General features: G+C 73.7%; 22 protein-coding genes. 14 read left to right on the plus strand and 8 right to left on the minus strand.

Annotation, left to right across the window (positions count from 1 at the left end):
* Positions 1 to 37: 37 nt before the first annotated feature.
* The 4 genes from ACI79C_RS11165 to ACI79C_RS11180 form a co-directional block, all read right to left on the minus strand.
* Entirely contained in the window at positions 38 to 703 is a 666-nt protein-coding gene (locus ACI79C_RS11165) for a GntR family transcriptional regulator (protein ID WP_456945723.1), read from the minus strand.
* A 58-nt stretch (positions 704 to 761) separates the two neighbouring features.
* On the minus strand, positions 762 to 1,472 hold the full coding sequence (locus tag ACI79C_RS11170; RefSeq protein ID WP_456945724.1) for an enoyl-CoA hydratase/isomerase family protein: 711 nt from the start codon (positions 1,470 to 1,472) through the stop codon (positions 762 to 764).
* The gene (locus tag ACI79C_RS11175) at positions 1,472 to 3,010 is read right to left on the minus strand and encodes an aldehyde dehydrogenase (protein WP_456945725.1); all 1,539 of its coding nucleotides are present in this window, start codon (positions 3,008 to 3,010) and stop codon (positions 1,472 to 1,474) included. Before ACI79C_RS11175 ends, ACI79C_RS11170 begins: the two co-directional genes overlap by 1 nt.
* Before the next feature lie 94 nt (positions 3,011 to 3,104).
* Entirely contained in the window at positions 3,105 to 4,478 is a 1,374-nt protein-coding gene (locus ACI79C_RS11180; protein WP_456945726.1) for a dihydroorotase, read from the minus strand.
* An 86-nt stretch (positions 4,479 to 4,564) separates the two neighbouring features.
* Between ACI79C_RS11180 and ACI79C_RS11185 the strand changes: the two genes are divergently transcribed.
* Entirely contained in the window at positions 4,565 to 5,587 is a 1,023-nt protein-coding gene (locus tag ACI79C_RS11185; RefSeq protein WP_456945727.1) for an asparaginase, read from the plus strand.
* Between the two features lie 11 nt (positions 5,588 to 5,598).
* Here ACI79C_RS11185 and ACI79C_RS11190 read toward each other — a convergent pair whose 3' ends face one another.
* Positions 5,599 to 6,747 carry a flavin reductase gene (locus tag ACI79C_RS11190; protein WP_456945728.1) on the minus strand — a complete coding sequence of 383 codons (1,149 nt, stop codon included), beginning with the start codon at positions 6,745 to 6,747 and terminating at the stop codon, positions 5,599 to 5,601.
* Positions 6,748 to 7,007: 260 nt separating this feature from the next.
* On the opposite strand from ACI79C_RS11190, the gene ACI79C_RS11195 reads away from it, so the two are divergent.
* The 4 genes from ACI79C_RS11195 to ACI79C_RS11210 are packed head-to-tail and all read left to right on the plus strand — an operon-like array spanning position 7,008 to position 10,373.
* Complete coding sequence (locus ACI79C_RS11195; protein ID WP_456945729.1) at positions 7,008 to 8,138, plus strand: LLM class flavin-dependent oxidoreductase; 1,131 nt, start codon at positions 7,008 to 7,010, stop codon at positions 8,136 to 8,138.
* A gap of 2 nt (positions 8,139 to 8,140) precedes the next feature.
* The gene (locus ACI79C_RS11200) at positions 8,141 to 8,716 is read left to right on the plus strand and encodes a carboxymuconolactone decarboxylase family protein (protein WP_456945730.1); all 576 of its coding nucleotides are present in this window, start codon (positions 8,141 to 8,143) and stop codon (positions 8,714 to 8,716) included.
* The gene (locus tag ACI79C_RS11205) at positions 8,713 to 9,492 is read left to right on the plus strand and encodes an alpha/beta fold hydrolase (protein WP_456945731.1); all 780 of its coding nucleotides are present in this window, start codon (positions 8,713 to 8,715) and stop codon (positions 9,490 to 9,492) included. Before ACI79C_RS11200 ends, ACI79C_RS11205 begins: the two co-directional genes overlap by 4 nt.
* Positions 9,489 to 10,373: an NAD(P)-dependent oxidoreductase gene (locus tag ACI79C_RS11210; protein WP_456945732.1), complete on the plus strand. Its 885-nt coding sequence runs from the start codon at positions 9,489 to 9,491 to the stop codon at positions 10,371 to 10,373. Before ACI79C_RS11205 ends, ACI79C_RS11210 begins: the two co-directional genes overlap by 4 nt.
* A 17-nt stretch (positions 10,374 to 10,390) precedes the next feature.
* On the opposite strand, the gene ACI79C_RS11215 is transcribed toward ACI79C_RS11210, so the two are convergent.
* The gene (locus ACI79C_RS11215; RefSeq protein WP_456945733.1) at positions 10,391 to 11,638 is read right to left on the minus strand and encodes a PucR family transcriptional regulator; all 1,248 of its coding nucleotides are present in this window, start codon (positions 11,636 to 11,638) and stop codon (positions 10,391 to 10,393) included.
* A gap of 134 nt (positions 11,639 to 11,772) precedes the next feature.
* On the opposite strand from ACI79C_RS11215, the gene ACI79C_RS11220 reads away from it, so the two are divergent.
* From ACI79C_RS11220 to ACI79C_RS11230, 3 genes are read left to right on the plus strand one after another with little or no spacing between them, the layout of a single operon-like run.
* Positions 11,773 to 13,008: an FAD binding domain-containing protein gene (locus ACI79C_RS11220; protein WP_456945734.1), complete on the plus strand. Its 1,236-nt coding sequence runs from the start codon at positions 11,773 to 11,775 to the stop codon at positions 13,006 to 13,008.
* A 59-nt stretch (positions 13,009 to 13,067) separates the two neighbouring features.
* Positions 13,068 to 14,051 (plus strand): cyclase family protein, encoded by a 984-nt coding sequence (locus ACI79C_RS11225; RefSeq protein WP_456945735.1) that lies wholly within the window; start codon positions 13,068 to 13,070, stop codon positions 14,049 to 14,051.
* A 38-nt stretch (positions 14,052 to 14,089) separates the two neighbouring features.
* The gene (locus ACI79C_RS11230) at positions 14,090 to 14,842 is read left to right on the plus strand and encodes an SDR family NAD(P)-dependent oxidoreductase (protein ID WP_456945736.1); all 753 of its coding nucleotides are present in this window, start codon (positions 14,090 to 14,092) and stop codon (positions 14,840 to 14,842) included.
* A 46-nt stretch (positions 14,843 to 14,888) separates the two neighbouring features.
* Here ACI79C_RS11230 and ACI79C_RS11235 read toward each other — a convergent pair whose 3' ends face one another.
* Together ACI79C_RS11235 and ACI79C_RS11240 are read right to left on the minus strand one after the other, a co-directional pair.
* Positions 14,889 to 16,790 carry an oxidoreductase gene (locus ACI79C_RS11235; RefSeq protein ID WP_456945737.1) on the minus strand — a complete coding sequence of 634 codons (1,902 nt, stop codon included), beginning with the start codon at positions 16,788 to 16,790 and terminating at the stop codon, positions 14,889 to 14,891.
* A 4-nt stretch (positions 16,791 to 16,794) separates the two neighbouring features.
* Complete coding sequence (locus tag ACI79C_RS11240; RefSeq protein WP_456945738.1) at positions 16,795 to 17,547, minus strand: SDR family oxidoreductase; 753 nt, start codon at positions 17,545 to 17,547, stop codon at positions 16,795 to 16,797.
* A 243-nt stretch (positions 17,548 to 17,790) separates the two neighbouring features.
* On the opposite strand from ACI79C_RS11240, the gene ACI79C_RS11245 reads away from it, so the two are divergent.
* From ACI79C_RS11245 to ACI79C_RS11270, 6 genes are all read left to right on the plus strand, one after another.
* Complete coding sequence (locus ACI79C_RS11245; RefSeq protein ID WP_456945739.1) at positions 17,791 to 18,858, plus strand: ABC transporter substrate-binding protein; 1,068 nt, start codon at positions 17,791 to 17,793, stop codon at positions 18,856 to 18,858.
* Positions 18,859 to 18,888: 30 nt separating this feature from the next.
* Positions 18,889 to 19,650, plus strand: a complete 762-nt coding sequence (locus tag ACI79C_RS11250) for an ABC transporter permease (RefSeq protein WP_456945740.1) — start codon at positions 18,889 to 18,891, stop codon at positions 19,648 to 19,650.
* Complete coding sequence (locus tag ACI79C_RS11255; protein WP_456945741.1) at positions 19,647 to 20,555, plus strand: ABC transporter permease; 909 nt, start codon at positions 19,647 to 19,649, stop codon at positions 20,553 to 20,555. The genes ACI79C_RS11250 and ACI79C_RS11255 overlap by 4 nt, the downstream gene beginning before the upstream one ends.
* A gap of 77 nt (positions 20,556 to 20,632) precedes the next feature.
* Positions 20,633 to 22,396, plus strand: a complete 1,764-nt coding sequence (locus ACI79C_RS11260) for a CocE/NonD family hydrolase (protein ID WP_456945742.1) — start codon at positions 20,633 to 20,635, stop codon at positions 22,394 to 22,396.
* A gap of 26 nt (positions 22,397 to 22,422) precedes the next feature.
* A complete protein-coding gene (locus tag ACI79C_RS11265) occupies positions 22,423 to 23,256 on the plus strand; it encodes an ABC transporter ATP-binding protein (protein WP_456945743.1) in 834 nt (277 codons plus the stop codon).
* Between the two features lie 55 nt (positions 23,257 to 23,311).
* Positions 23,312 to 25,066 (plus strand): CocE/NonD family hydrolase, encoded by a 1,755-nt coding sequence (locus ACI79C_RS11270; RefSeq protein ID WP_456945744.1) that lies wholly within the window; start codon positions 23,312 to 23,314, stop codon positions 25,064 to 25,066.
* Positions 25,067 to 25,096 lie beyond the last annotated feature (30 nt).

The raw sequence follows: 25,096 nt of genomic DNA on the forward strand, positions 1-25,096 counted from the left end.
GCTGCGGGGTTCCCACCGTTCCGGGGCCCATCCCGGGTCACCCCGTGGCCGCGTCCTGGCCCATGGCGGCCGTGCGGAGCAGGTACCGCAGGATGAAGTCGTGCGACGTCGCCAGGTGTAGGCGGGTCAGCTCGGCCACCTCCCGCGGGTCCCCGCGGCGCACCGCGGCCAGGATCTTCCGGTGCTCGTCGTGCAGGTGCCCGACGTCGCCGATGACGTCGAGGTGCAGGTACACGTAGCGGTCGGTCAGCCGGCGCAGCTGCTCGGTGAGGGCCACCATGCGCGGGCGGTCGGCCCGCTCGTAGACCAGCGCGTGGAACCGCGCGTTGGCCTCCAGCCACTCCCCGGGTGTCATCTCCCCGGACTCCATCCGGGCGGCGAGCGCGGACATCTGGGCGATCTCCGCGCGGCCGACGTTGGGCACCGCGATGGCGGTGACCACCGGCTCGACGGCCTCCCGCATCTCGTAGAGCTCCTGCAGCTCCGGGATGGACAGCCCGGTGACCACCGCACCGGTCACCGCGAGGTCGACCAGGCCCTCCGTGGACAGCACGTGCAGCGCGTCGCGCACCGGGATGCGGCTGACCCCGTACTCCGCGGCGATGTCGGACTGGGAGAGCACCGTCCCCGGGGGGATGGCCCCGGTCCGGAGCCGGTCGCGCAGCCCCCGCGCGACGCGGCTGCCCGCTGACTCGTCGCTCATCTCAGCTTCCCTCGGTCGGCGTTCCCCGGACGTCGGGACATGCTCGCACCGCCGTCCCTCACGCCTCACCGCGGCGCAGCGAGCCGACGACCAGCCGGTCGACGCTCATGTCGAGGGCGGCGTCGTCGCCGACCGCCCCGAACGCGCGCAGCATGTCCTTGATGTCGGCGTGCACCCGCGGGCTGCGGGCCCGCAGCGCGGCGACCCGCTCGTCGACGTCCTTGCGCAGCTCCTCCCCGGAGGCGACGACGGCGTTGAGCAGGCCGAGCTCGAGTGCCCGCGACGCGGTCACCTGCTCGCCGGTCGCGGTCAGCCAGAAGGCCTGTCGCTCGCCGACCTTCCGCGGCAGCCAGGCCAGCACCAGCGCGGGGGCCAGGCCGATGCCGACCTCGGGGAAGGAGAAGCGGGCGTCGGCCACGGCGACGGCCACGTCGCAGGCGGCCAGCACCCCGACACCGAAGCCGGCGGCGTCACCGGTCACCTCGGCGACGGTGACCAGGCGGGTCCGGCGGAAGGCGCGGGTGGCGGCGACCAGCGTCTCGGCCTCGCCGCGGACCACGCCCGGCGCGGCGTTGGTGCCACCGCGCTCGCGGCCCAGGCAGAACGTCTCGCCGGCCGAGCGGATCCGGAGCACGTGCGCCCCCTCGGGCGGGTCCTCCAGCAGGGTGGTCAGCGCGCGCACGTCGGCGAGGGCCCAGAGGCCGTCGGGCCGGTCCACCTCGGCGACGACGACGCCGTCGGTGACCGGGGAGATCGACAGGCCGGCCATCAGTTCAGCCGTCCCGTCGCGCGGCCGCCGTACCAGTCGACGTCGTCGGCCGCCGTCCGGACGGTGACCGCGCGGACGTGCGTGAAGTCGTGGAAGGACTCCCAGCCGCCCTCGCGGCCGGTGCCGCTCTCCTTGAGCCCGCCCCACGGTGAGGACGGGTCGAGGCGGTGGTGGTCGTTGACCCAGACCATCCCCATCTCCAGCTGCGCGGCCACGCGGTGGGCGCGGGCGACGTCGCGGGTCCAGATCGCCGAGCCCAGCGCGAACGGCGAGTCGTTGGCCTGGCGGATCGCGTCGTCCTCGTCGTCGAACGGGATGACGACGACCACCGGCCCGAAGACCTCCTCCTGCGCGATCCGCATGTCGTTGCGGACGTCGGCCAGGACGGTCGGCTCGATGAAGAAGCCACCCGGCAGGTCCGGCACCTCGGCGGCCCGGCCGCCGGTGACCAGCCGGGCGCCCTCGACGATCCCGCTCTCGACGTGCCGCAGGATGCGGGTGCGGGCGCGCTCGGAGATGACCGGTCCGAGCTGGGTCTCGGGCAGCGCCGGGTCCCCGATGCGGATCTGCTGTGCCTGCGCGGCGAGCGCGTCGACGACGTCGTCGTAGATGCCGCGCTGGACCAGCAGCCGGCTGCCGGCGATGCAGGTCTGCCCGGCTCCGATGAACCCGGCGAAGGCCGCGCCGCGCGCGGCGGTGTCCACCGGGGTGTCGTCGAAGACGAGGACCGGGGACTTGCCGCCCAGCTCCAGGGTGGCCTTGGCGAAGCGGCGGGCGGTGGCCAGCGAGATCGCCCGGCCCACCTCCGTGCCGCCGGTGAAGACGACCTTCTTGACCAGCGGGTGCTCGGTGAGCGCCGCGCCGGCGGTGTGCCCGAGGCCGTTGACCACGTTCAGCACGCCCGGGGGGATGCCGGCGTCGGCGGCGATGTCCCCGAGCAGCATCGCCGTGAGCGGGGTCTGCTCCGAGGGCTTGAGGACCACGCTGTTCCCGGTCGCGAGGGCCGGCGCGAGGCTCTTCGAGGCGATCATCATCGGGTGGTTGAACGGCGCCAGGATGCCGACGACGCCGAGCGGGAAGCGGCTGGTGTAGGCGTGGTAGTCGCCGCGCAGCGGGACGACGGCGTCCCGGTCGGCCAGCAGGAGCGAGGCGTTGTACCGGTACCACTCCGACAGGCGGGTGATCTGCGCCTTGGTCTCGGTGATCGGCCGGCCGTTGTTCATCGTCTCCAGCTTGTAGAGGTCCTCCATGCGGGCCTCGATGCCGTCGGCGAACGCGTGCATGATCCGGGCGCGGTCGTGGATGGCCATCCGGCTCCACACGCCGGAGCGGAAGGTCTCGTCGGCCACCCGCACGGCCCGGTCGACGTCCTCGGCGTCGGCGGCGGCCACGGCGGCGATGACCTCACCGGTGGCGGGGTTGAGGACCTCGATCGGCTCGGCGCCGCCGGGGGAGAGCTCCCCGCCGATCCGCAGTCCGGTCGGCAGCGAGGCGACCGGCAGGTCCACGACGTCGGGGACGGGGTTGGACAGGGTCACGGGCACTCCAGGTCGGTCGTATGCGCAGCACGGCTGCCTGTATACGGGGTTGCCCGACGATAGGCCGCGGACCCACGACAGGGCAAGGGCGTCCTCAGGCGGGTGCCGGGCGGGCCCCCGGTCCGGGGAGGAAGCGCCCGCCGCGGCCGCGCACCGGGCGGCCCTCCTCGGCGACCAGCTCCCCGCGCAGCCACGTCTGCACGACCCGGCCCTGCACGGCGCGCCCGTCGTAGGGCGTCCACCCCGCCTTGGACAGCACGTCGGCGTCCCGCAGCGTCCGCCGGCCGCCGGGGTCGACGAGCACCAGGTCGGCGTCGGCGCCCGGGGCGACCCGCCCCTTCCGGGGCCACAGGCCGTAGGTCCGGGCGGGCTGCTCGGCGTAGACCCGGGCGACGTCCTCGTAGGACAGGTGGCCCCGGGCCACGGCGTCCAGGAGCAGCTGCATCGTGCTGTCCAGACCCGGCAGGCCGAAGTGCACGTTCCAGATGTCACCGGCGCGCTTCTGCTCCAGCGTGGAGGGCGCGTGGTCGCTGGACATGTGGGTGAGGACGCCGGCCCGCAGCAGCCGCCACATCTCCGCCTCGTCCTCGTCGGTGCGCGCCCGGGCCGGCGGGGTGAACTTCCGCAGCGCACCGGCGTCGAGCACCTCGTCCTCGCGCAGCAGGAAGTACTGCGGGCAGCCCTCGACGGCCAGGCCCGCCCCGCGGGCACGCTCGGCCGACAGGTACGCGGCGACCTCGGGGGAGCTCACGTGGGCGACCGTCGCCCGGGCGCCGGTCCGCCGGACCAGCAGCGCCGCGACCGCGGCGGCGACCAGTTCGGCGTCCCGGTTGCGCCACTCGGGGACCAGCCCTCCGTCGGTGCGGCCCTCGGCCCGCAGCAGGGCCTCGGCGGCCTCGGTCAGGGACTCGTCCTCGCAGTGCAGCAGGCTCACCGCGCCGGCCCGGGCAGTCGCCTCCAGGTGCTCCTTGAGCCGGGCCGGGTCGTGCCCGGGGACCCCGTGGGTGGTGCAGGTGAAGACCTTGAAGAAGGTCACCCCGGCCGCCCACAGCGCGGCGACCTCACCCGCGGCGCCGGGCCAGGCGTGCGCGGCCAGCCCGAAGTCGACCTCGGAGCGCTCCCGCAGGTACGCGGTCTTGTCGCGCAGGTCGTCGACGGTCCGCACCGGTGCGCCGTGGGTGTGCTCGACGATCGTGGTGACCCCCGCCGCGGCGGCGGCCGCCGTCCCGGTCGGGAAGTCCTCCCGCTCGGGGCTGCCGGGGTCCATCAGGTGCACGTGCGTGTCGATCCCGCCGGGCAGCACGACCAGGCCGGCGGCGTCCACCGTGCGCGCGGCGGTCGGCGCGCCGTCGGCCACCGGCGGGCCGACGTGCACGACGACGCCGTCCCGCACGCCGACGTGCGCGCGACGGCGGCCGGAGGGCGTGACGACGGTGCCGCCCGCGACGAGCAGGTCCAGGTCGGTCATCGATGGTCCTCTCGGGGGAGTGGGGCCCTACGGTGGGCCGGCCGGGTGCCGACCGGGCTCGCGGCCGGGAACGGGAGGTCAGGGGCATGGGGACGCAGGTGGGCCGGCCGCGGGTGGCCGTGGGGTCGCTGGGCGGCACGATCACGATGACCGCGCCCGCCGGGGGTGGCGGGGTGCAGCCGGCGCTGGACGCGGCCGACCTGCTGCGCGGCCTGCCGGGCCTGGGCGAGGTGGCCGACATCGCGGCCACGACCCTGCAGACCGTGCCGAGCGCCTGGCTCACCCCGGCCGACGTCGTCGCCGCCGCGGACTGGGCCGCCGCTCAGGCGGCCGCGGGCGCCGCCGGCGTCGTCCTCGTCCAGGGCACCGACACGATCGAGGAGACCGCCTACCTCGTGGACCTGCTCTGGGACCGCCCCGAACCGGTCGTCGTCACCGGTGCGATGCGGCACCCGTCGTCGCCGGGCGCCGACGGACCGGCCAACCTGCTCGCCGCCGTCCGCGTCGCGGCCGACCCCGGCGCCCGCGACCGGGGCGTGCTCGTGGTGCTCAACGACGAGGTGCACGCCGCGAGCCGGGTCCGCAAGACCGACAGCGTCGCGCTGCAGGCCTTCACGTCCGGGGCGTTCGGGCCCGTGGGCCGGGTGCACGAGGGCACCGTGACCTTCGCCGGCCGGACGGCGCGCTGGCCGGTGCTGCCCCGCCCGGCCGAGGGGCGCGACCCACGGGTGGCCCTGCTCGAGACCTCTCTCGGGGACGACGGGCACCTGCTCGCCCTCGTCGCCGAGGCGGGGTGGGACGGGGTCGTCGTCGCGGGGTTCGGCGCCGGGCACGTGTCGGCCGCCGCGGCGGAGGTGGTCGGTGCGGTGGTGCGGCGCTGCCCCGTGGTGCTGGCGACCCGCACCGGCGGGGGGCCGGTGCTGGAGGGCACCTACGGGTTCGTCGGCAGCGAGCAGGACCTGCTCGGCCGCGGTGTGCTGCGGGCCGGGTGGCTCGACGCGCGCAAGGCGCGCCTGCTGCTGTGGACCCTCCTGGCCGGCGGCGCGGACGCCGGGACCGTCCGGGCGACCGTCGCCGCCCGCGGCGCGGCGCCGGGCGGGCCCGCCTAGACCGGCGCGGCTCAGAGCCGCCCGCCGGTCTGCTCGAGGATCTCCCGGACCCGTTGCTTGGCCAGGTCGGTGTAGCGGTACACCGCCGCCCGCGCCGTCTCGGCGTCGCCGCGCTCCAGGCCCTCGGTGATCCCGCGCTGGGCCTCGATGAAGCTCTGCGAGGTCACCGGCGTCGCCCCGAAGCTGCGGGTCATCACCGACTTGATGTGCAGCTGCGCGAACGCCGTGGTCAGCGGTGCGCTGCGGGCCAGGGCGACCAGGGTCTCGTGGTAGGCGTAGTTGGCGTCGAGGTAGCCGTCGAAGTCGACGAACCGCTCGCCGACCAGGAGCGCGGCCATGGCCTCGAACCGGGTGCGCAGCTCGGCCAGCTCCGCCTCGGGCACCCGTCCGCAGACCATGTCGATGACCCCCAGCTCGATGGCGCAGCGGGCGTCGAAGGTCTCGTCGGAGGTCCGCGTGGTGAACGGGACGACGACGTAACCGCGCTCCGGGTCGCGGCGCACCAGGCCCTCGGCCGCCAGCCGGGTGAGTGCGTAGAACGCCGCCGGCTTGTCCACGTCCAGGGAGTAGGCCAGGTCGTCGAGCAGCAGCACGGTGTCGGCGGCGTAGCGGCGCTCCAGCACCTGCTGGCGGGCCCGCTGGTAGACGGCGTCGTCGCGGGCGAACTCGAAGCGGCCGAAGCCGCCGCGGAAGTAGGTCAGCGGAGCGCCCTCGTCGGCCTCGGCCTGGCGCACCCGGCCGAGGAAGATCGTGTGGGTCGCCGCGTTGACCTGCTCGACCACCTCGCACTCGATGCGCGCCAGCGCCTCGGTGAGCAGCGGCACCCCCGTGACGCCCTCGGCGACCTGCACCCCGGCGAACTTGTCCGCCGTCGGCGTCGCGAACTGCTGGGCGAGGTGCCCCTGGCCCTGCCCGAGCACGTTCACGCCGTAGGCGCCGGCCTCGGCGACCGCGGCGCAGGTCGCCGAGGAGGTGTTCAGGCAGGCCAGCATCATCGGCGGGTCCAGCGACAGGGAGGTCACCGAGCTCGCCGTCATGCCGAACGCGCCGTCCGCGGTGCGCGTGGTCACCAGGGTCACGCCACTGGCGAGGTGACCGACGACGTGCCGGAAGGTCCCGGCGTCGACCGGGGCGGGAGCTGCCGGCTCGGGAGTGCTCACGGGGGACCCTCCTCGGGGGCCGTGCCGCGCCCCGAGCGGGCGCGGACCTGCGGTCGAGTAGAACGGCGCGGCGGTCCCCGGCACATGGCGGAGCGCGTCACCCCGGGGCGGTCGGGATGCCGGGGCCCGTCACCCGGCCGTCCCGACTCACGTCCGCCGTCATCGCCCGGCGGCCAACTTGTCGGCTCCCGACACTGCCCGGAGCCCGGTCCGGGGCCTTGACTGGGCGGGTCCACCGGCCGACCCCTGAGGAGGACGTCGTGAGACTGGGCTACTTCGCCATGCCGATGCACCCGCAGGGACGGGCCTGGGCCGAGACCCTCCAGGAGGACCGCGAGGCGGTCGTCCTGGCCGACCGGCTCGGCTTCCACGATGCGTTCATCGGTGAGCACCTCACCGACCGCCACGAGAACATCACCAACAGCCTGGTCTTCCTGGCCACGCTGATCCCGGAGACGCAGCGGATCCGGCTGGCCACCGGGACGACGAACCTCTCCCACATGCACCCCGCGCTGGTCGCGGTCAACAGCGCGATGTTCGACCACCTCTCCGGTGGCCGGTTCATCCTGGGCGTCAGCCCCGGGGCGCTGCCCTCGGACGCGGAGCTCCTGGGCCTGCTCAAGGAGGACCGCAACCAGATCTTCGCCGAGGCGATCGACGTCATCACGGCGCTGTGGGAGCGCGAGCCGCCCTACGACATCGACTTCCCCGACAACCGGTTCACCGTCAGCACCGCGAACACCTACGACGGCGACGTGGGCGTCGGGATCGTCGGCAAGCCGCTGCAGCAGCCCCGGCCGGAGGTCGTCGGCACCGTCGTCGCCCCGTTCTCCAAGGGCGTCATCGCCATGGGCGCCAAGGACTTCCACCCGCTGTCGGCCAACTTCCTGCTGCCGCAGTGGGTGGCCACGCACTGGCCGAACTACGTCGAGGGCCGGGAGTCGGTCGGCGCGACCGCGTCGCCGGCGGACTGGCGGGTGGCCCGCACGGTCTTCGTCGCCGACGACCCCGACGTCGCCGAGGCCTACGGGCGGGCCGACGCGGGCAGCCCGTACCGCTACTACTACGGGAAGATGCTCGGCAAGATGCGGTCGCTGGGCCGCCTCGCGCTGTTCAAGACCTCCCGCGAGCAGCCCGACGAGGAGGTCTCCCTCGAGGGCGTCCTGCGCGACCTGGTGATCTGCGGGACGCCGGACTCGGTGGCCGACCAGATCCTGGCGCTGCGCGAGCAGACCGGGGAGTTCGGCGAGCTGGTCTACGCCGGCCTGGACTGGGTCGACCCCGGCCTGGCCCGCCGCTCGATGGAGCTCATGGCGACCGAGGTCATGCCCCGGGTCAACGACGCGCTGGGCGCCGACGACGGCCCCGTCCCCGCCGACGGGGGGCGCTGACGATGGGGGAGGACCGGCTGCCCCTGCCCCCGGACGGCGAGCTGACCGACGCCCAGCGGGCCGCGGTCGCCGAGATCCGCTCGGGCCCGCGCGGCGCGGTCATCGGCCCGTTCGCGCCGCTGCTGCGCAGCCCCGAGCTGATGACCCGGCTGCAGAAGGTCGGCGAGCACCTGCGCTGGTCCAGCCCGCTGGACCGCCGGCTGTTCGAGATGACGATCCTGTTCGTCTCCCGCTGGTGGGACCAGGACTTCGAGTGGAGCTACCACCACCCGCTGGCGCTGGAGGCCGGGCTCGACCCGGCGGTCGCCGACGCCATCGGTGAGGGACGGCGGCCCGAGGGGATGGACCCGGCCGCGGAAGCGGTGTGGGACCTGCTCGACGAGCTGCACCGCACCCGCCGGGTCGGCGACGACACCTACGCCCGCGCGCTCGAGCAGCTCGGGGACGCCGGGGTGGTCGAGGTGGTCGGTGCGGCCGGCTACTACACGACCCTGGCCATGGTCATGAACGTGGCCCGCACCCCGGTGCCCGGCGGCTCGATCCTGCCCGACCTGCGTGCCGAGGGGGTGCGACGGTGAGCCCGCTGCCGACCCCGGCCCTGCACCGGACCGGGGAGGGCGCGCCGGTGCTGCTCCTGCACCCGCTGGGGGTCGACGCGTCCTTCTGGGACGACGTCGTCCCCGCGCTCGGAGGAGCGGAGGTGCTCACCTACGACTTCCCCGGCCACGGGGCGACGCCGGCGCCCGAGCAGCCCTACACGATCGAGGACCTGACCGAACAGGCCGCCGCATTGTTGACCGAGGCCGGCGCCGTCCCGGCCGACGTGGTCGGCGTCTCCCTCGGCGGCCTGGTCGCCCAGCGGCTGGCCGCCTGTCACCCGGAGCTGGTCCGCCGGCTGGTCGTGGTCGACGCCGTCGTGGTCTACCCGCCGCCGCTCAAGCAGCAGTGGCGGGACCGTGCGGCGACCGCACCCGAACAGGGCATGGCGCCGTTCGTCGACCCGACGCTGTCGCTGTGGTTCACCGCGGACACGCTGGCGGCCGGTGGACCGGTCGTCGAACGGGTCCGGCGCACCGTCGCCGACGCCGACCCGCGGGGCTACGCGTACGCCTGCGCGGCGCTGGAGGAGGTCGACCTCACCGACGTCGTCGGCCGGATCACCGCGCCCACGCTGCTGGTGTGCGGGGAGGACGACGCCCCGCCGTTCACCGCGGCCGCCCGCGAGCTGGCCGCCACGCTGCCCGACGCCCGGCTGGTGTGGCTCTCGCCCGCACGGCACGCCGGCGTCCTGGAGCAGCGGGACCAGTTCGTCGAGGCCCTGACCGGCTTCCTGGGGGACGGGACCGCCCGATGACCCGCGAACCGGTCGGGTTCGTCGGCCTGGGGGTCATGGGCTCGGCGATGAGCACCCACGTGCTCGCCGCCGGGTACCCGGTGCCGGGCTTCGACGTCGACCCGGGTCGCCGGGCCGAGCACGAGCAGCGCGGGGGCACGGCGTGCGCCAGCCCGGCCGAGGTGGCCCGCGCAGCGCGGATCGTGGTCACCTCGCTGCCGAGCGCCGACGCGCTGCTCGCCGTCCTCGACGGTGAGGACGGGCTGGGGGCCGGCGCGAGCCCGGGCCTGGTGGTGGTCGAGACCAGCACGCTGTCCCCGGAGACCAAGCGCGCCGGTGCCGAGCGCGCGCGGGCCTTCGGCGCCACGCTGCTCGACTGCCCGATGAGCGGCACCGGCCAGCAGGCCCGCGACGGCGACCTGATCGCCTACCTCAGCGGGGAGGAGGAGGCCAAACAGCGGGCGACGCCCGTGCTCGAGGCCTTCACCCGGGCCCAGTACGACCTGGGCGCCTTCGGGCAGGGCACCGCGATGAAGCTCGTCGCCAACCTGCTCGTGGCGGTGCACAACGCGGCCGCCGCGGAGGCGCTGCTGCTCGCCCAGCGCGCCGGGCTGGACCTGGAGCAGGTCCTCACCGCGGTCGGGGACGGTGCCGGCGGTTCGCGCATGCTGCAGGTCCGCGGCCCCCTCATGGCCGCCGGCCGGTACGAGCCCGCCACGGCCACCGTCGCCACCATGCAGAAGGACAACGGGCTCATCGCCGAGTTCGCGCACGGCGTCGCCAGCCCCACGCCGCTGTTCTCGGCCACCCGCGTGCTCTACGAGGCCGCGATCGCCCAGGACCGGCTCACCCAGGACACCGCGTGCGTGTTCGGCGTCCTCCAGCGGCTGGCCGGCCAGTGAGCGGCGCGGACGGCGCGCTAGGCCGGGCCGGCCAGCAGCCGCTGGAGCCGGAGGGCCACCTGCAGCTCGGTGCGCCGCTCCGCCAGCGGGCGGCCGAGGTGCTCCTCGGCCCGGTGCAGCCGGTTGCGGACGGTGTGCTCGTGCAGCTGCAGGTGCTCGGCGGCGGCGACGTGGCTGCTCAGCCGGAAGGAGGCCTCGAGCGTCTCCCGCAGCCGGGCGGCCTCGGGGGTGTCCTCGGCCAGCGCGCCGAGCTCGGTGCGCACGAAGCGGCGGGCCCGCTCCGGGTCGCGCAGGAGCAGGATCTCCAGGGCCACGTCGGAGTGTTCGAGGACGCGCGGCGCGGCGGAGCGGCCCCACGCCGAGCGCACCCGCTCGACGTCCTGGGCCTGCGCGTAGGCCTCGCGGAAGCCGGCCAGGCCGCTGTGCGGTTCGGAGACCGAGGCCTCCACACCGGTGTCGGCCAGCGCTGCCAGCAGTCGCTGGTGCCCGTCGCGGGTCCAGCCGGGGAGCGTCAGCCAGACCGCCGTCCGGCTCAGGTCGACGGGGTGGACCAGGGTCGAGCGGACGCCGGTGCGTGCCCGCACCCCGGTCGTGAGGCTGCCGGCCGCGCCCTCGGCCACCGAGGGCAGCAGCACGACGACGTGCTCCCCGCCGAGGTCGTGGTCGAGGGTGATGAGGTCGGAGGGGGCCAGGGACGTGCGGTCCCCGCGCAGGATCTCCCGCACCAGCCCCTGCCGGACGTGCGCGCGGGTGCGGCTGAGCGCCTCGTCCACCCGCGCGTGGTTCTCCGCGACAAGGGAGGCCACGTGGTCCTGGTAGTCGAAGATCGCGGTGGTCAGCTGGACCAGCGCGCGCACCGCCTCGGCGCGGGGCACGTCCGCGGCCTCGGCGACCTCCTGCAGCCGGTCGGCCCAGGCCTGCCACATCTCGGCGAAGCCCACGCGGTAGGAGCGCTGCAGCGCGGTCTGCGGGATCCGCAGCTCCGCCTGCACCCGGGCGAAGACCAGCGGCTGCTCCAGGCGGACCGCGTCCAGCGGCAGCCGGCCGCAGAGGACCTGCTGCAGCAGCCGGAGGTTCTCCTGCACGCTGGCCCGCAGGTGCTCGGCGAAGCCGGGGTCGTCGGCGAGGTCGGGGAAGGCGACCGCCACGTCGCGGGCCACGACCCGGTCGCACAGCGCGGTCAGGTCGACGTCGGCGGCCAGGGCCCGGACCCATGCGGGCAGGGGCTCGCGGCCGGTGAGCGCGGGGTCGGCCGCGTCGAGCACCGGGTTCCTCCCTCCACCGACAGCCGCCGAGACGCTACACGTGAGCCCGACCACGTTCCAGGCTGCCGGCCGGTCGTGCCGCCGGCGGGTGAGGAGGTCCCCGACGTGCTGACGGCGAGCGGCGGAGCGGTCCGGTGAGCGGCGACGCCGCCCGGCTGCCCGGGAGCCGGCCGCTGCGGGTGGCCGTGCTCGGCGGCTCGCTGATCGGGCTCACCACCGCGCTGGTGTTCCGCGACATCGGCTGCGAGGTCGACGTCTACGAGCGGTCGCGGTCCCCGCTGGAGGGCCGAGGGGTGGGCATCGTGCTCCACCCCACGACGGTGCGCTACCTGCTGGAGAACCGGCTGCTCGACCTGTCCGCGGTCAGCACCTCGGCGTCCTGGCACCGCTACCTCGCCGACGACGGGTCGGTCCTCACCGCGGACGCCCGCCGGCACCACTTCACCGGCTACAACACCCTCTACGGCACCCTGCTGAACGCCTTCGGCCGGGACCGCTACCACCTCGACTCCGAGGCGACCGGCATCACCCAGACGCCCGACGAGGTGCAGATCGCCCTCGCCGGTGGCCGCACCGCCACCGCGGACCTGCTGGTCGGAGCCGACGGTGTGTCCTCGTTCACCCGCCGGACCATGCTCCCCGACGTCGAGCAGCGCTACGGCGGCTACGTGGCCTGGCGTGCGGTCGTGGACGAGCGCGAGCTGAGCCCGGAGACGTTCGCCGCGCTCGACGACTCGCTCACCTACTACGTCCGCCCGCACAGCCACGCGCTGACCTACCCGATCCCCAACTACGACGGCGCGGTCGAGCCGGGACGCCGGCTGATGAACCTGGTCTGGTACCGCAACGTGCCCGAGGGCGAGCCGCTGGCCGACCTGCTGACCGACCGCACCGGCAAGCGGCGCGACGTCTCCCTGCCGCCCGGCGCGGTGCGCGACGAGCACCTGGCCGACTTCCGCGAGACGGCGCGCGAGCAGCTGCCGCCGCCCCTGGCCGAGGTCGCGGTCAAGAGCGGTGCGCCCTTCCTCCAGGTGATGGTCGACGTCGAGGTGCCCCGGATGGCCTTCGGCCGGGTCGCGCTGGTCGGTGACGCCGCCTTCGCCGTCCGGCCGCACGCGGCCGCGGCCACCGCGAAGGGAGCCGACGACGTGTGGGCGCTCGCGGCGGCCCTGCTGCGCTCCGGTGCCGACGTCCCGGAGGCCCTGCGGCTGTGGGAGCCGGCCCAGCTCGACCTCGGCCGGGCGCTGCTCGCCCGCACGCGCGACCTCGGGGAGGGCGCGCAGTTCCGCAGCGACTGGGTCCCCGGGGACCCCTCGCTCACCTTCGGTCTCCGCGCACCGGGCGACTCCGCGGACATGCCCGTGCGGTGATCCAGGTCGACCCGCGTCCCGGCCCCGGGGCGCGTCCACCCAGCAGGTCAGGAGGAACCATGACCACCTCGCCGACCGATGACGTGCCCTTCCGGGGAGACGACGTCATCCGCGACTACATCGGCAAGTTCTCGAACTGGGGACGGTGGGGGGAGGACGACCAGCTCGGGGCGCTCAACCACGTCGGGCCGGAGCAGGTCGTCGCGGCCGCCGCGCTGGTCCGCCAAGGCAAGGTCATCTCGATGGGGCTGCCGCTGGACCTCAACGGCCCGCAGTCGGGCGGCTTCCGGGCCAACCCGCTGAACATGATGACCGCGACCGGCACCGACTACCTGGCCGGCAAGCAGGACCCGCTGCCCGGCGGGTTCGGCCCGTCGAAGGGGTTCGGCTTCTCCGACGACGTCCTGGTCACCCCCAACCAGTCGGGCAGCCAGTGGGACAGCCTGGCGCACATCTTCTGGAAGGGGCAGATGTACAACGGCTTCGACGCCGGCAACGTCTCCGCCAAGGGGGCGGCGACCTGCGGCATCCAGGTCGCCAAGGACAAGCTCGTCATGCGCGGGGTCCTGCTCGACGTGGCCCGGCACAAGGGTGTCGAGTGCCTCGAGCCCGGCTACGCGATCACCGCCGAGGACCTCGACGCCACGGCCGCCGCCCAGGGCGTGGAGGTCCGCACCGGCGACGCGCTCATCGTCCGCACCGGGATGACCGAGACCCGGCGCGGCGACTGGGGCGACTACAACGGCGGCGCGGCACCGGGCCTGTCGCTGCACACCGCCCCGTGGCTGTACGAGCACGACATCGCGGCGATCGCGACCGACACCTGGGGCTGTGAGGTGCGGCCCAACGAGATCGACCTCTTCCAGCCGCTGCACATCGTCGCCCTGGTGCACATGGGCATCCTCTTCGGCGAGATCTGGGACCTGCAGGCGATCGGCGAGGACTGCGCCGAGGACGGCGTCTACGAGTTCATGCTCTCCGCCGCCCCGCTGCCGATCACCGGGGCAGCGGGTTCGCCGATGAACGCGATCGCGGTCAAGTGAGGCCGGGAGGCGCGCCCCTCGAGGGGCAGGTGGCCGCGGTGACCGGCGCGGGCACCGGGATCGGCCGGGAGATCTCCCTGCGGCTGGCCGCCGAGGGGGCCGACGTCGTGCTGACCGGCCGCTCCACGGACGCGATGGAGGAGGTCGCCGAGCAGGTGCGCGCCGCCGGCCGGCGGGCCCTGCCGGTCCCGATGGACCTGCGCGACCCGGACTCGATCACGTCGGCGGCCAAGGCCGCCGACGCCGAGTTCGGCCGGGTGGACGTCCTGGTCAACAACAGCGGCGTCGGGGGGCCCAGCACGCCGCTGGTGGAGATGCCGCTCGAGGAGTGGGAGGACACCTTCCGGGTCAACGTGACCGGGACGATGCTGGCCTGCAAGGCCTTCCTCCCGGGCATGATCGCCCGCCGGTCGGGCTCGGTGGTGGTCATCGGCTCGGTGACCGGCAAGCGGCCGCTGGTCAACCGCACGCCCTACGCCGCGTCGAAGACCGCACTGATCGGCCTGGTGCGGACCCTCGCGTGGGAGGTCGGCGCCGCCGGGGTCCGGGTCAATCTGATCTCACCGGGCGGGGTAGAGGGACCCCGGATCAACTGGGTGCTCGAGCAGCAGGCCGCCTCGCGCGGGATCTCGGTCGAGGAGGCCCGCGCCGAGTTCGCCGGCGGGTCGGCGCTGCAGCGGCTGGTCCGCCCGCAGGACGTCGCCGAGGCGGTGGCCTTCCTCGCCTCACCCCGGGCGGCGGCCATCACCGGCGAGGACCTCAACGTGGCCAACGGCCTGGTCATGTACTGAAGGAGGACCCCTTCCGGCGGCGGACGGTCCCGCCGCCGGGCCGGGGTCACAGCTGCCGGGCGAGCCGGGCGGCGTCGTACACCAGCAGGCGCTGGGCGAAGGCGTCCCACGTGTCACCCACGGCGTGCGCCGCCGTCCCGGACCGCACCCAGCCCACCGCCCACACGAGGAGGTCGAACGGGCCCAGGGAGCCCGGCCCGTCGGCGCCGTCCACCTCGAGACGGGAGCCGGCCACGCCGCGCACGGTCAGCCCGGTGACCGTCGCCGCGCCGTGCCCGGCGAGGCGCAGCGCCGTCGTCCCGGCGACCAGCGGGTGGGCGTCGGCCATGGGCCGGTCACCGGGCGCGACGAGGGTGACCTGCCTCCCGGCCGCGGCGACCAGCAGGGCGGTCTCGCCGGCGAGCAGGCCGGGACCGACCACGGCGACCCGCTCCCCGGCGGCGTCGAGGTCCAGGCGGCCGGTCAGGACGTCGTCCGCCGGGGCGAGCGCGACGGTCCCGTCGCCGGCCAGGTCGGGCAGCACCGGGGCGCCCGGTGTCGCGTCGACCGTGACGTCGGGCGCCTCCGGTCCGGCGTCGGTCCGGACCCGGACCCCGAGGCGGCGCAGTTCGCGCCGGAAGTACTCGACGCCGTTGCCGACCTCGGCGGCGCCAGGGACCCGTGCGCGGAGCGCGAGCAGCCCACCGAAGGGCAGGTCGCCGGTCGCGACGGTGACCTCGTGGCCGCGCAGGGCGGCGACCCGGGCCAGTTCCAGGCCCGCGACGCCCCCGCCGGACACCAGGACCCGGAGCGGCCGCCCGGCCGGCACGACGGGCAGCTCCAGCTCGTGTCCGGTCTCCGGGTGCAGCAGGCAGGAGACCCCCAGGGCCGTGGTGATGCCGCCGTGGCAGGCCTGGCAGGCGATGCAGGGGACGACCTCGTCCTCCCGGCCGGCCAGTGACTTGCCGACGACGTCGGGGTCGGCGATCAGCGCGCGGCCCAGCGCCACCAGGTCGGCGCTGCCCTCGGCGACGGCCTGCTCCGCCGCCGCCAGCGTGTAGTAGCGGCCGACCGAGACCACCGGGACGGAGACCACCTGCTTCACCGCCGCGGCGAACCCGGCGAACACCGCCGACCCGCCGCCCATCACCAGCGGCGAGTCCCGCACGGTGTGGGGCCCCGCCCCGGCGGACACGTCGAGGTAGGCGACCCCGGCCCGCTCCAGCCGGGTGGCCACCCGCAGGCAGTAGTCGAGATCCACGCCGCCGTCGTGGTAGTCCGAGCCGACGATCCGGGCGCCGACGGGGTAGTCGTCGCCGACCACCTCGCGGATCCGCTCGAGGATCCGCAGCGGGAAGCGCATCCGGCCGGCGAGGTCGCGCCCGTACTCGTCCTCGCGGACGTTCTGCGCGGGGGAGAGGAAGCTCAGCAGCAGGTAGGCGGTGCCCATGTGCAGCTCGACCCCGTCGAAGCCGGCCTCCCGCGCCCGACGCGCTCCCTGCGCGAAGGCCTCGACCATCGTGTCGATCTCCTCGACGGTCATCTCCTTCGGCACCGGCCGCCCCGGCGCCGGGAGCGCCGAGGGGGCGAGCACCGGCTGGCCGCTGAGTGCCTCCACCGCGACACGACCGCCGTGGTGCAGCTGCAGGACGGCCACCGGCCCGTGCTGCTTGATCGCGCCGGCCAGCGCGGCCAGCCCGGGCACGAACCGGTCGTCGTGGATGGCCAGGTGGTTGGGCCAGCACTGCCCGGAGGGGTGCACCAGGGCGGACTCCACGTGCACCAGCCCGAGCCCGCTGCGTGCTCGGCGCTCGTAGAAGGCGCGGTGGCGGTCGTTGGAGGAGCCGTCGGGGTCGGGTAGCCCGTAGGTCGTCAGCGGCGACATGACCAGGCGGTTGGCCAGCCGCAGCCCGCCGAGGGTCAGCGGCCGGCGCAGCGCGGGGTACCGCTGGTCGTGCTCGGTGGCCACCGGGCTACCCCAGCTCCGTGGTCCAGTCGCGCTGCTGTGTCGGGTAGATCGTCAGCAGCTCGACGTTGGCCCGCTGCGGCAGCGTCGCGACGAAGACGACGGTGTCGGCGAGGTCCTCGGGCTGCAGCATCGTCGCCCGCGCCTCGGGGGAGGGCGGCACCGGTCGCTGCTCCAGGATCGGGGTGGCGACCTCGCCCGGGCAGATGGCGCACGCGCGGATGCCGTTGACCCGCTCGGCGAGGTTGATCGACTCGGTGAACGAGTTCACCCCCGCCTTGGCGGCGTTGTAGGCCGGCCCGGTCAGCGCGCTGGCCCGGTAGCCGGCCATCGAGGAGATGTTGACGACGGTCCCGGACCGCTGCGCCCGCATCGCCGGCAGCGCGGCGTGGGTCACGAGGAACGTGCCGGTCAGGTTGACCTGGACGATCGCGTGCCAGTCGGCCACCGACAGGGCCGCCATGCTGCGCCGCGCGACGTTGACCCCCGCGTTGTTGACCAGCAGGTCCAGCCGGCCGTGCCGATCGGTGACCTCGCCGACGAGCCGCTGCACCGCGTCGGCGTCGGTGACGTCGAGCGTCGCGGCGGTCGCCGTCCCGCCCGCGGCCGTCACGTCCGCGACGGTCTCCTCGAGCGGTCCGGACCGGCGTCCGACGACCACGACCCGGTACCCCCGGCCGGCGAGGGCCACCGCCGTCGCCCGGCCGATGCCGGTCCCTCCGCCGGTGACGACGGCGATCCGCCCGTCCACGTCCTGCATGGGTGCTCTCCTGCGTGTCGGTGCGGTCCGCTCGGGCCCCTTGCATTGTGTTCGGACGCTCGCCGGGCGACTTGTGCCAGGGCCCAAAAAACCGGCCACCGATCTGTCGGTCGCGTGGAGTGCCGTACGTCACATCACCGATAGCTTTCTCGCCCGAGCCCGGCAGCCACCCCGGCGTCCTCCGACGAAGGGGTGTCGGCCGGATCGCCGTCCGCTGTCCCTCCCACGCTCGGAGGCAAGCCCGTGACCGCTCCTCGACGCACTCTCCGACGCTCGCGGCTGGCGGGCGCAGGCCTCGCCGTGCTGCTGGCCGCCACCGCCTGTGGTGGGGACGACTCGGGCGGGGGGTCCGGCGGCGGCGGTGGTGGCGGTGGGGACACCATCGCCATGACCTTCGGCACCGCCGGGACGCCGGTGGTCTACGGCAGCCTGATGATGCACGTGGCCGACGAGGAGGGGATCCTCGACAAGTACGGCCTGGACGTCACCTTCCAGAACTTCGCCAACGGCGCCGACTCCGTCCGTGCCGTCGTCGGCGGCCAGCTCGACGCGGCGCTCACGTCGACGTCGAGCCTGGTGAACGTGGTCGCCGAGGGCGCGCCCGTGAAGGGCATGGTCGGCATGGACAAGCCCGACTACTACATCGCGACCACCGACCCGGCCATCACCAGCTGCGAGGACCTCCGGGGCCAGACCATCGCGGTCGACCAGACCGGCGGGGCCCGGTACAACTCCACGGTCACGATGCTCGCCTCCTGCGGCCTGACCGTGGACGACGTCGAGTTCGTCAACTTCGCCGGCCCGCCGGTCATCCAGGCCCTGGTCCAGGGCCAGGTGACGATCGCCAACCTGCACTACGACGAGGAGGCGTTCATCGAGGCGACCACCGACACCAACGTCGAGGAGGTCATCAGCCTCGTCAAGGACGTCAACCCGAACACGCACTACGTGCTGCAGGTGGCGACGACCGACTACATCGAGCAGAACCGCGAGGCCGTCGTCCGGCTGACCGCGGCCTACATCGAGGCCAACGAGTTCGTCCGGGACCCGGCCAACTCCGAGCGCTTCGCCGAGATCGCCTCGAAGTACAACCAGCAGCCGGTCGAGGTGGCCCAGGCTTCCGTCGACCTGTTCCTGGAGTTCGAGTTCTGGCCGGAGGGCTCCGGGCTGGACCAGCAGAAGATCGAGGGTGTCATCCAGGAGCAGATCGACGCCGGCGCCATCACCGAGGCCAACGCACCGACCTACGAGGACCTGATCGACCCGAGCATCTACGACGAGGCCCAGCAGCTGGTCGAGTCGACCAACTGACCGGCATCCCGCCGAGGGGGAGCGATCGGAATGGCGACGGAGAGATGGGCGCGCTGGGGCGTCTACGCCCTCAGCCTGGTCGTGCTCGCGGTGGTGTGGCAGGTGGCGGGCGACCGGAGCGGGGTGCTGCTGGCGAGCTTCACCGAGACGATGGCCCGTCTCGGTGAGCTCGTCGACAGCGGGGAGCTGCCGGACGCGCTGGCCTCCTCCGGGAAGATCTTCCTCACCGGCCTGGGGCTGTCCATCCTGCTGGGGCTCCCGCTCGGGCTGGTCTTCGCCCGGTTCCCGCTGGTCACCGCGGCGGTGGAGACGTACGTGTACGCGCTCTACGCCATCCCGGTGATCACGCTGGTGCCGTTCATCCTGGCCGGGATCGGGTTCGACTTCCGGGCGAAGGTCCTGGTCGTCGTGCTGTCGGCGATCTTCCCGATCCTGATCAGCGCGATGGAGGGGGCCCGCAGCGTCCCCCGCCGCCTGCTCGACGTCTCCCACTCCTACGGCTCCGGCGAGCGGCAGCTGTGGGCCGACGTGGTGATCCCGTACACGGTCCCCTACGCCGTCACCGGCATCAAGCAGGGGATCGCGGGGGCGCTGGTCGGCACGATCATCGCCGAGCTCTTCCTCAACGCCACCGGGGTCGGGGACCTGCTGATCCGCGCCTCCACGAACTTCGACTCCGCCGGCGCCCTGGCGGTCACGCTGGTCATCTCGGTCATCGCGGTGGCCCTCATGGGGATCAGCGGGCTCGTCGAACGGCGCTTCGCCGGCTGGCGGGAAGGACTGTCGGGATGACGACGAAGCGGAGCGGCACCAGGGAGCCGGCGGCCGGGGGCCGGCCGGTGAGCGCGCCTCCCGGGCAGGGCTCGACCGCGACCGAGGCGGTACCGCTGCCCGCCGAGCCCTCGGGCACGGCACAGGCGGTCCCGCCGGGACGAGCGCGGCGCGAGCGTCGCCGGCCGCCGAACTGGCTGCTGCGTCTGGTGACGGGCGTGCTCATCCTGGTCCTCTGGGACCTGGGTGCGCGCATGCTCGAGTCACCGTTCATCGCCCGTCCGCTGGGCGTGGCGCAGGCGGTCCCGGAGGTGTTCGCCAGCGAGCGGTTCTGGCAGGACGCCTGGGCCACGATCGGGTCGGTCGTCTACGGCGTGCTCATCGGGGCTGCGGCGGGGCTGGTCCTGGGCCTGGCGATGGGCCGGATCAAGCTCGTGCGCTGGTTCTTCACGTCCTACGTGAGCGCCCTCTACACCCTGCCCATGGTCGCGGTGGTCCCGCTGATGACCATCTGGCTCGGCTACACCCCCGAGACCCGGCTGGTCGCCGTGGCCCTGTCGGCGTTCCTGCCCATCGTCGTGACGACGGCGGACGGGTCGCGCGCCATCCCCAAGGAGTACCTGGACGTGGCCCGCACCTTCCGGGCGCGGGTGCACAACATCTGGTTCGGGATCGCCCTGCGCAACGCCATCCCGTACCTCATCGCCGGCCTGCAGCTGGCCATCGCCCGCGCGCTGGTCACCGCCGTCGCCGTCGAGTTCCTCGCCGGTGTGCCGGGCCTGGGCTACTCGATCCTGCAGCAGAGCCGCAGCTTCCAGCAGAACCAGGCCTTCGTCGGGGTCATCGTGCTGACCCTCTTCGTCGTCGCCGCCCGCGCCCTGCTGACGCTGGCCCGGCGGCGGTTCCTGCCCTGGTACGGCCGCTGACTCCCCGTCCCTCCACCCGTTCCTCCCCGCTGCGCCCCCCGGCGCGCTCCCGTCGCCCGTCGAGAAGGAGTTCCCCCGTGGCCCTGACCGAGACCCCCGGCGCCCACCACCGCGAGACCACGCCCGAGGACATCTTCATCGAGTGGGACGTGCCCATCGAGATGGACGACGGCCTGCTGCTGCGCGCCGACGTCTACCGGCCGGCCCGGGAGGGCCGCTTCCCGGTGTTGATCACCTACGGCCCCTACGGGAAGGGGCTGCCGTTCCAGGAGGGCTACAAGACCTCCTGGGAGATCATGGCGAGGAACCACCCCGACGTCACGGCCGGCTCGACCAACCGCTTCCAGAACTGGGAGGTCGTCGACCCGGAGAAGTGGGTGCCCCGCGACTACGTCTGCATCCGGGTCGACTCCCGGGGCGCCGGCCGCTCGCCGGGCAAGATGGACCTCTGGTCGGCCCGCGAGACCCGCGACTTCCACGACTGCATCGAGTGGGCGGGCACGCTGCCCTACAGCAACGGCAAGGTCGGGCTCGACGGCATCTCCTACTACGCCATGAACCAGTGGCAGGTGGCCGCGCTGCAGCCCCCGCACCTGGCGGCGATCTGCGTGTGGGAGGGCGCCTCCGACTGGTACCGGGACATGAGCCACCACGGCGGGATCCTCTGCACCTTCGTGGCGAACTGGATCCCCATGCAGGTCACCACCGTGCAGTACGGCCGCGGCGAGGACGGCCCACGGGACCCGAACTCCGGCCTGCTGGTCTGCGGCGACGAGAAGCTCAGCAAGGAGCAGCTCGCCGAGAACCTCACCGACCTCGACGAGCGGTACCGCAGCCACCCGCTCGACGACGAGGTCTACACCGAGCGGACGCCGGACTTCTCGAAGATCACGGTGCCGCTGCTGTCCACCGGCAACTGGGGCGGGCAGGGGCTGCACCTGCGCGGCAACGTCGAGGGCTACGGCCGGTCGGCGTCGTCGCAGAAGTGGCTGGAGATGCACGGCCTCGAGCACTGGAGCCACTTCTACACCGACTACGGCCGTGAGCTGCAGCTGCGCTTCTTCGACCACTTCCTCAAGGGCGAGGACAACGGCTGGGCCGACCAGCCGCCGGTGCAGCTGAACATCCGGCACGTGGACAGCACCTTCGTGGTGCGCCACGAGCAGTCCTGGCCGCTGGAGCGCACCCGGTGGACGCGCCTGTACCTGGACGCCGACGCCGGGACCCTCAGCGAGGAGCAGCCGGCCGCCGCCTCCTCGCTCACCTACGACACCACGGGCGACGGCGCGTCGTTCACCTTCGGGCCGTTCCCCGAGCAGACCGAGATCACCGGCCCCCTGGCCGCGAAGCTCTTCGTCGAGTCCAGCACCGCCGACGCCGACCTGTTCCTCGTCGTGCGCGTCTTCTCGCCCGAGGGGGAGGAGGTCGTGTTCCACGGGGCGCTGGACCCGCACACCCCGGTCGCCCAGGGCTGGCTGCGGGCCTCGCACCGCAAGCTCGACCCCGAGCTGTCCCGGCCGTACCGGCCCTACCACACCCACGACGAGATCCAGCCGCTCGAGCCGGGCACGGTCTACGAGCTCGACGTCGAGATCTGGCCGACCTGCCTGGTGATCCCGGCCGGCTACACCCTGCAGCTCGACGTCCGCGGCAAGGACTACGTCTACCCCGGCCCGGCCGAGCACCTGTCGAACATGAAGAACCCGATGACCGGGTGCGGGCCGTTCGTGCACGACGACCCCGTCGACCGGCCCGCCGAGCTGTTCGAGGGCACGGTCACCGTCCACACCGGCGGGGAGCGGCAGTCCCACCTGCTGCTCCCGATCATCCCGGGCGCCTGAGGGACCCGAGGACGAGGAGCGCAGCGATGACCCGATCCACCACCGGCCCCGGCGCTGCTCCGGGCGGCGCCGCGACCGGGCCCGCGACCGGCCCCCGCGTCGTCGTCTCGGGGGCGGCGGTGCGCTACGGCGACCTGACCGTCTTCGACGGCATCGACCTGACCATCCAGGACCGCGAGATCGTCTCCATCGTGGGCCCGTCCGGCTGCGGCAAGACCACCCTGCTGCGCAGCGTCGACGGGCTGACCCGGCTCGACTCGGGCTCGGTGACCATCGACGGGAAGCCGGTCGACGGGCCGACGCCCGGGGTGAGCATGGTCTTCCAGCACTTCGGCCTCTTCCCGTGGAAGAACGTCTACAACAACGTCGCCTACGGGTTGAAGCTGGCGAAGGCGCCCAAGGAACGCATCGCCGAGGTGGTCCCGGAGTACATCAAGATGGTCGGCCTCGCCGGCTTCGAGAAGGCCTTCCCGCACCAGCTGTCCGGCGGCATGCAGCAGCGCGCGGGCCTGGCCCGGGCGCTGGCCGTCGAACCCCACGTCCTGCTCATGGACGAGCCCTTCAGCGCCATCGACGCCCAGACGCGCGAGATCCTGCAGTTCGAGATGCTGCGCATCTGGGAGACCCGGCCCATCGCGATGATGTTCGTGACCCACTCCATCGAGGAGGCGGTCCTCATGGGGGACCGCGTGGTGGTGCTCAAGGGCCGGCCCAGCCACATCCACGAGGTCATCGACGTGGGCATCCCGCACCCCCGCACCCGCGCGACGCTGAAGAGCGCGCGGTTCCAGGAGGTCACCGCGCACGTCTGGGACCTGCTCATGCAGGACGTGATCGCCGCCGAGCGCGAGGTCGGCTGAGGTCCACCACCAGGTCCGCGGCCCCGCGGCCCGCATCCGACGACGAGGGAGACCCATGCGCCACCGGGAGAAGACCGAACTGCGCGACGGCATGCTCATCGACTGGGACATGCCGATCGTGATGGACGACGGGGTCGTGCTGCGCTGCGACATCTACCGGCCGCCGGCCGAGGGCCGCTACCCGGTGATCATGACCCTCGGCCCCTACGGCAAGCAGCTGCACTTCGAGGACGGCTACGCGTTCCAGTGGCACCTGATGTGTGCCGAGCACCCCGACGTGCCGACGGGGTCGACGAACAAGTACCAGGTGTGGGAGGTCGTCGACCCGGAGAAGTGGGTGCCCGACGGCTACGTCGTCATCCGCGTGGACAGCCGGGGTGCGGGCACCTCGGAGGGCGTCATCGACATCTGGTCGCTGCGGGAGGCGCAGGACCTCGCGATCTGCGTCGACTGGGCCGGCGTGCAGCCGTGGTCCAACGGCAAGGTCGGCCTCAACGGGATCTCCTACTTCGCGGAGAACCAGTGGCAGACCGCGGCCCTGCAGCCGGAGCACCTGGCCGCCATCTGCACCTGGGAGGGCGCGGCCGACTTCTACCGGGACATGGCCCACCACGGCGGGATCTTCTGCAACGGGTTCACCAAGGCGTGGTCGGAGGCGCAGGTCTGGAGCGTCCAGAACGGCAAGGGCACCAACGGCTACCGCAGCCGGCTGACCGGTGACTGGGTCTCCGGGCCGGAGACGCTGACCCCCGAGCAGCTGGGCGCCAACCGGCGCGACTTCTACGAGGACTGCCTGGCCAACAAGCTCGACACCGCCGAGTACTGGCAGTCGCGCATGCCCGACTGGAGCAAGGTGCAGACGCCGCTGCTCTCCTCGGCCAACTGGGGCGGCCAGGGGCTGCACCCGCGGGGCAACTTCGAGGGCTTCGTGCGCTCGGCCAGCTCGCAGAAGTGGCTGGAGGTGCACGGGCTGGAGCACTGGACGGAGTTCTACACCGACTACGGCGTGGCCCTGCAGAAGAAGTTCTTCGGGCACTTCCTCAAGGGCGAGGACACCGGCTGGGGCGACCAGCCCCCGGTGCTGCTGCAGGTGCGGCACCCGGGGGAGCGCTTCGTGGAGCGGCGGGAGGACGAGTGGCCGCTGGCCCGCACCCGGTGGACCAAGTACCACCTCGACGCCCGGGACCTCACCCTCTCCACCGAGGCGCCCGAGGCCGCGGGCTCGGTCACCTACGCCGGGATGGGCGACGGCGCGACCTTCCTCCTGCCGCCGGTGCAGGAGGAGACCGAGATCACCGGCCCCCTGGCGGCCAAGCTGTTCGTCTCCTCCGCGACCGAGGACGCCGACCTCTTCCTCGTCGTGCGGGTCTTCGGACCCGACCTCAAGGAGGTCGTCTTCCACGGGGCACTGGACCCGCACACCCCGGTCGCCCAGGGCTGGCTGCGCGCCTCGCACCGCAAGCTCGACAAGGAGTTGTCCCTGCCGTACCGGCCCTACCACACGCACGACGAGATCGAGCCGCTCGCGCCCGGTGAGGTCTACGAGCTCGACGTCGAGATCTGGCCGACCTGCATCGTCGTCCCCCCGGGGCACCGCATCGCGCTGACCGTGCGCGGCAAGGACTACGTCTACCCCGGCGACGTCAGCGACGAGGGCGAGAAGCTCGCCGGCGTGTGGAACGGCGTCGGTCCGTTCAAGCACGACGACCCCCGGGACCGCCCCGCGGAGGTCTTCGGCGGCGACGTCACCGTCCACACCGGCCCGGACCGGCAGTCGTACCTGCTGCTGCCGGTGATCCCCTCGACGTGACCGGTGCCGCGGCGGCCGCCCCGGGCGGCC

Source organism: Geodermatophilus sp. SYSU D00697, from assembly GCF_054050175.1.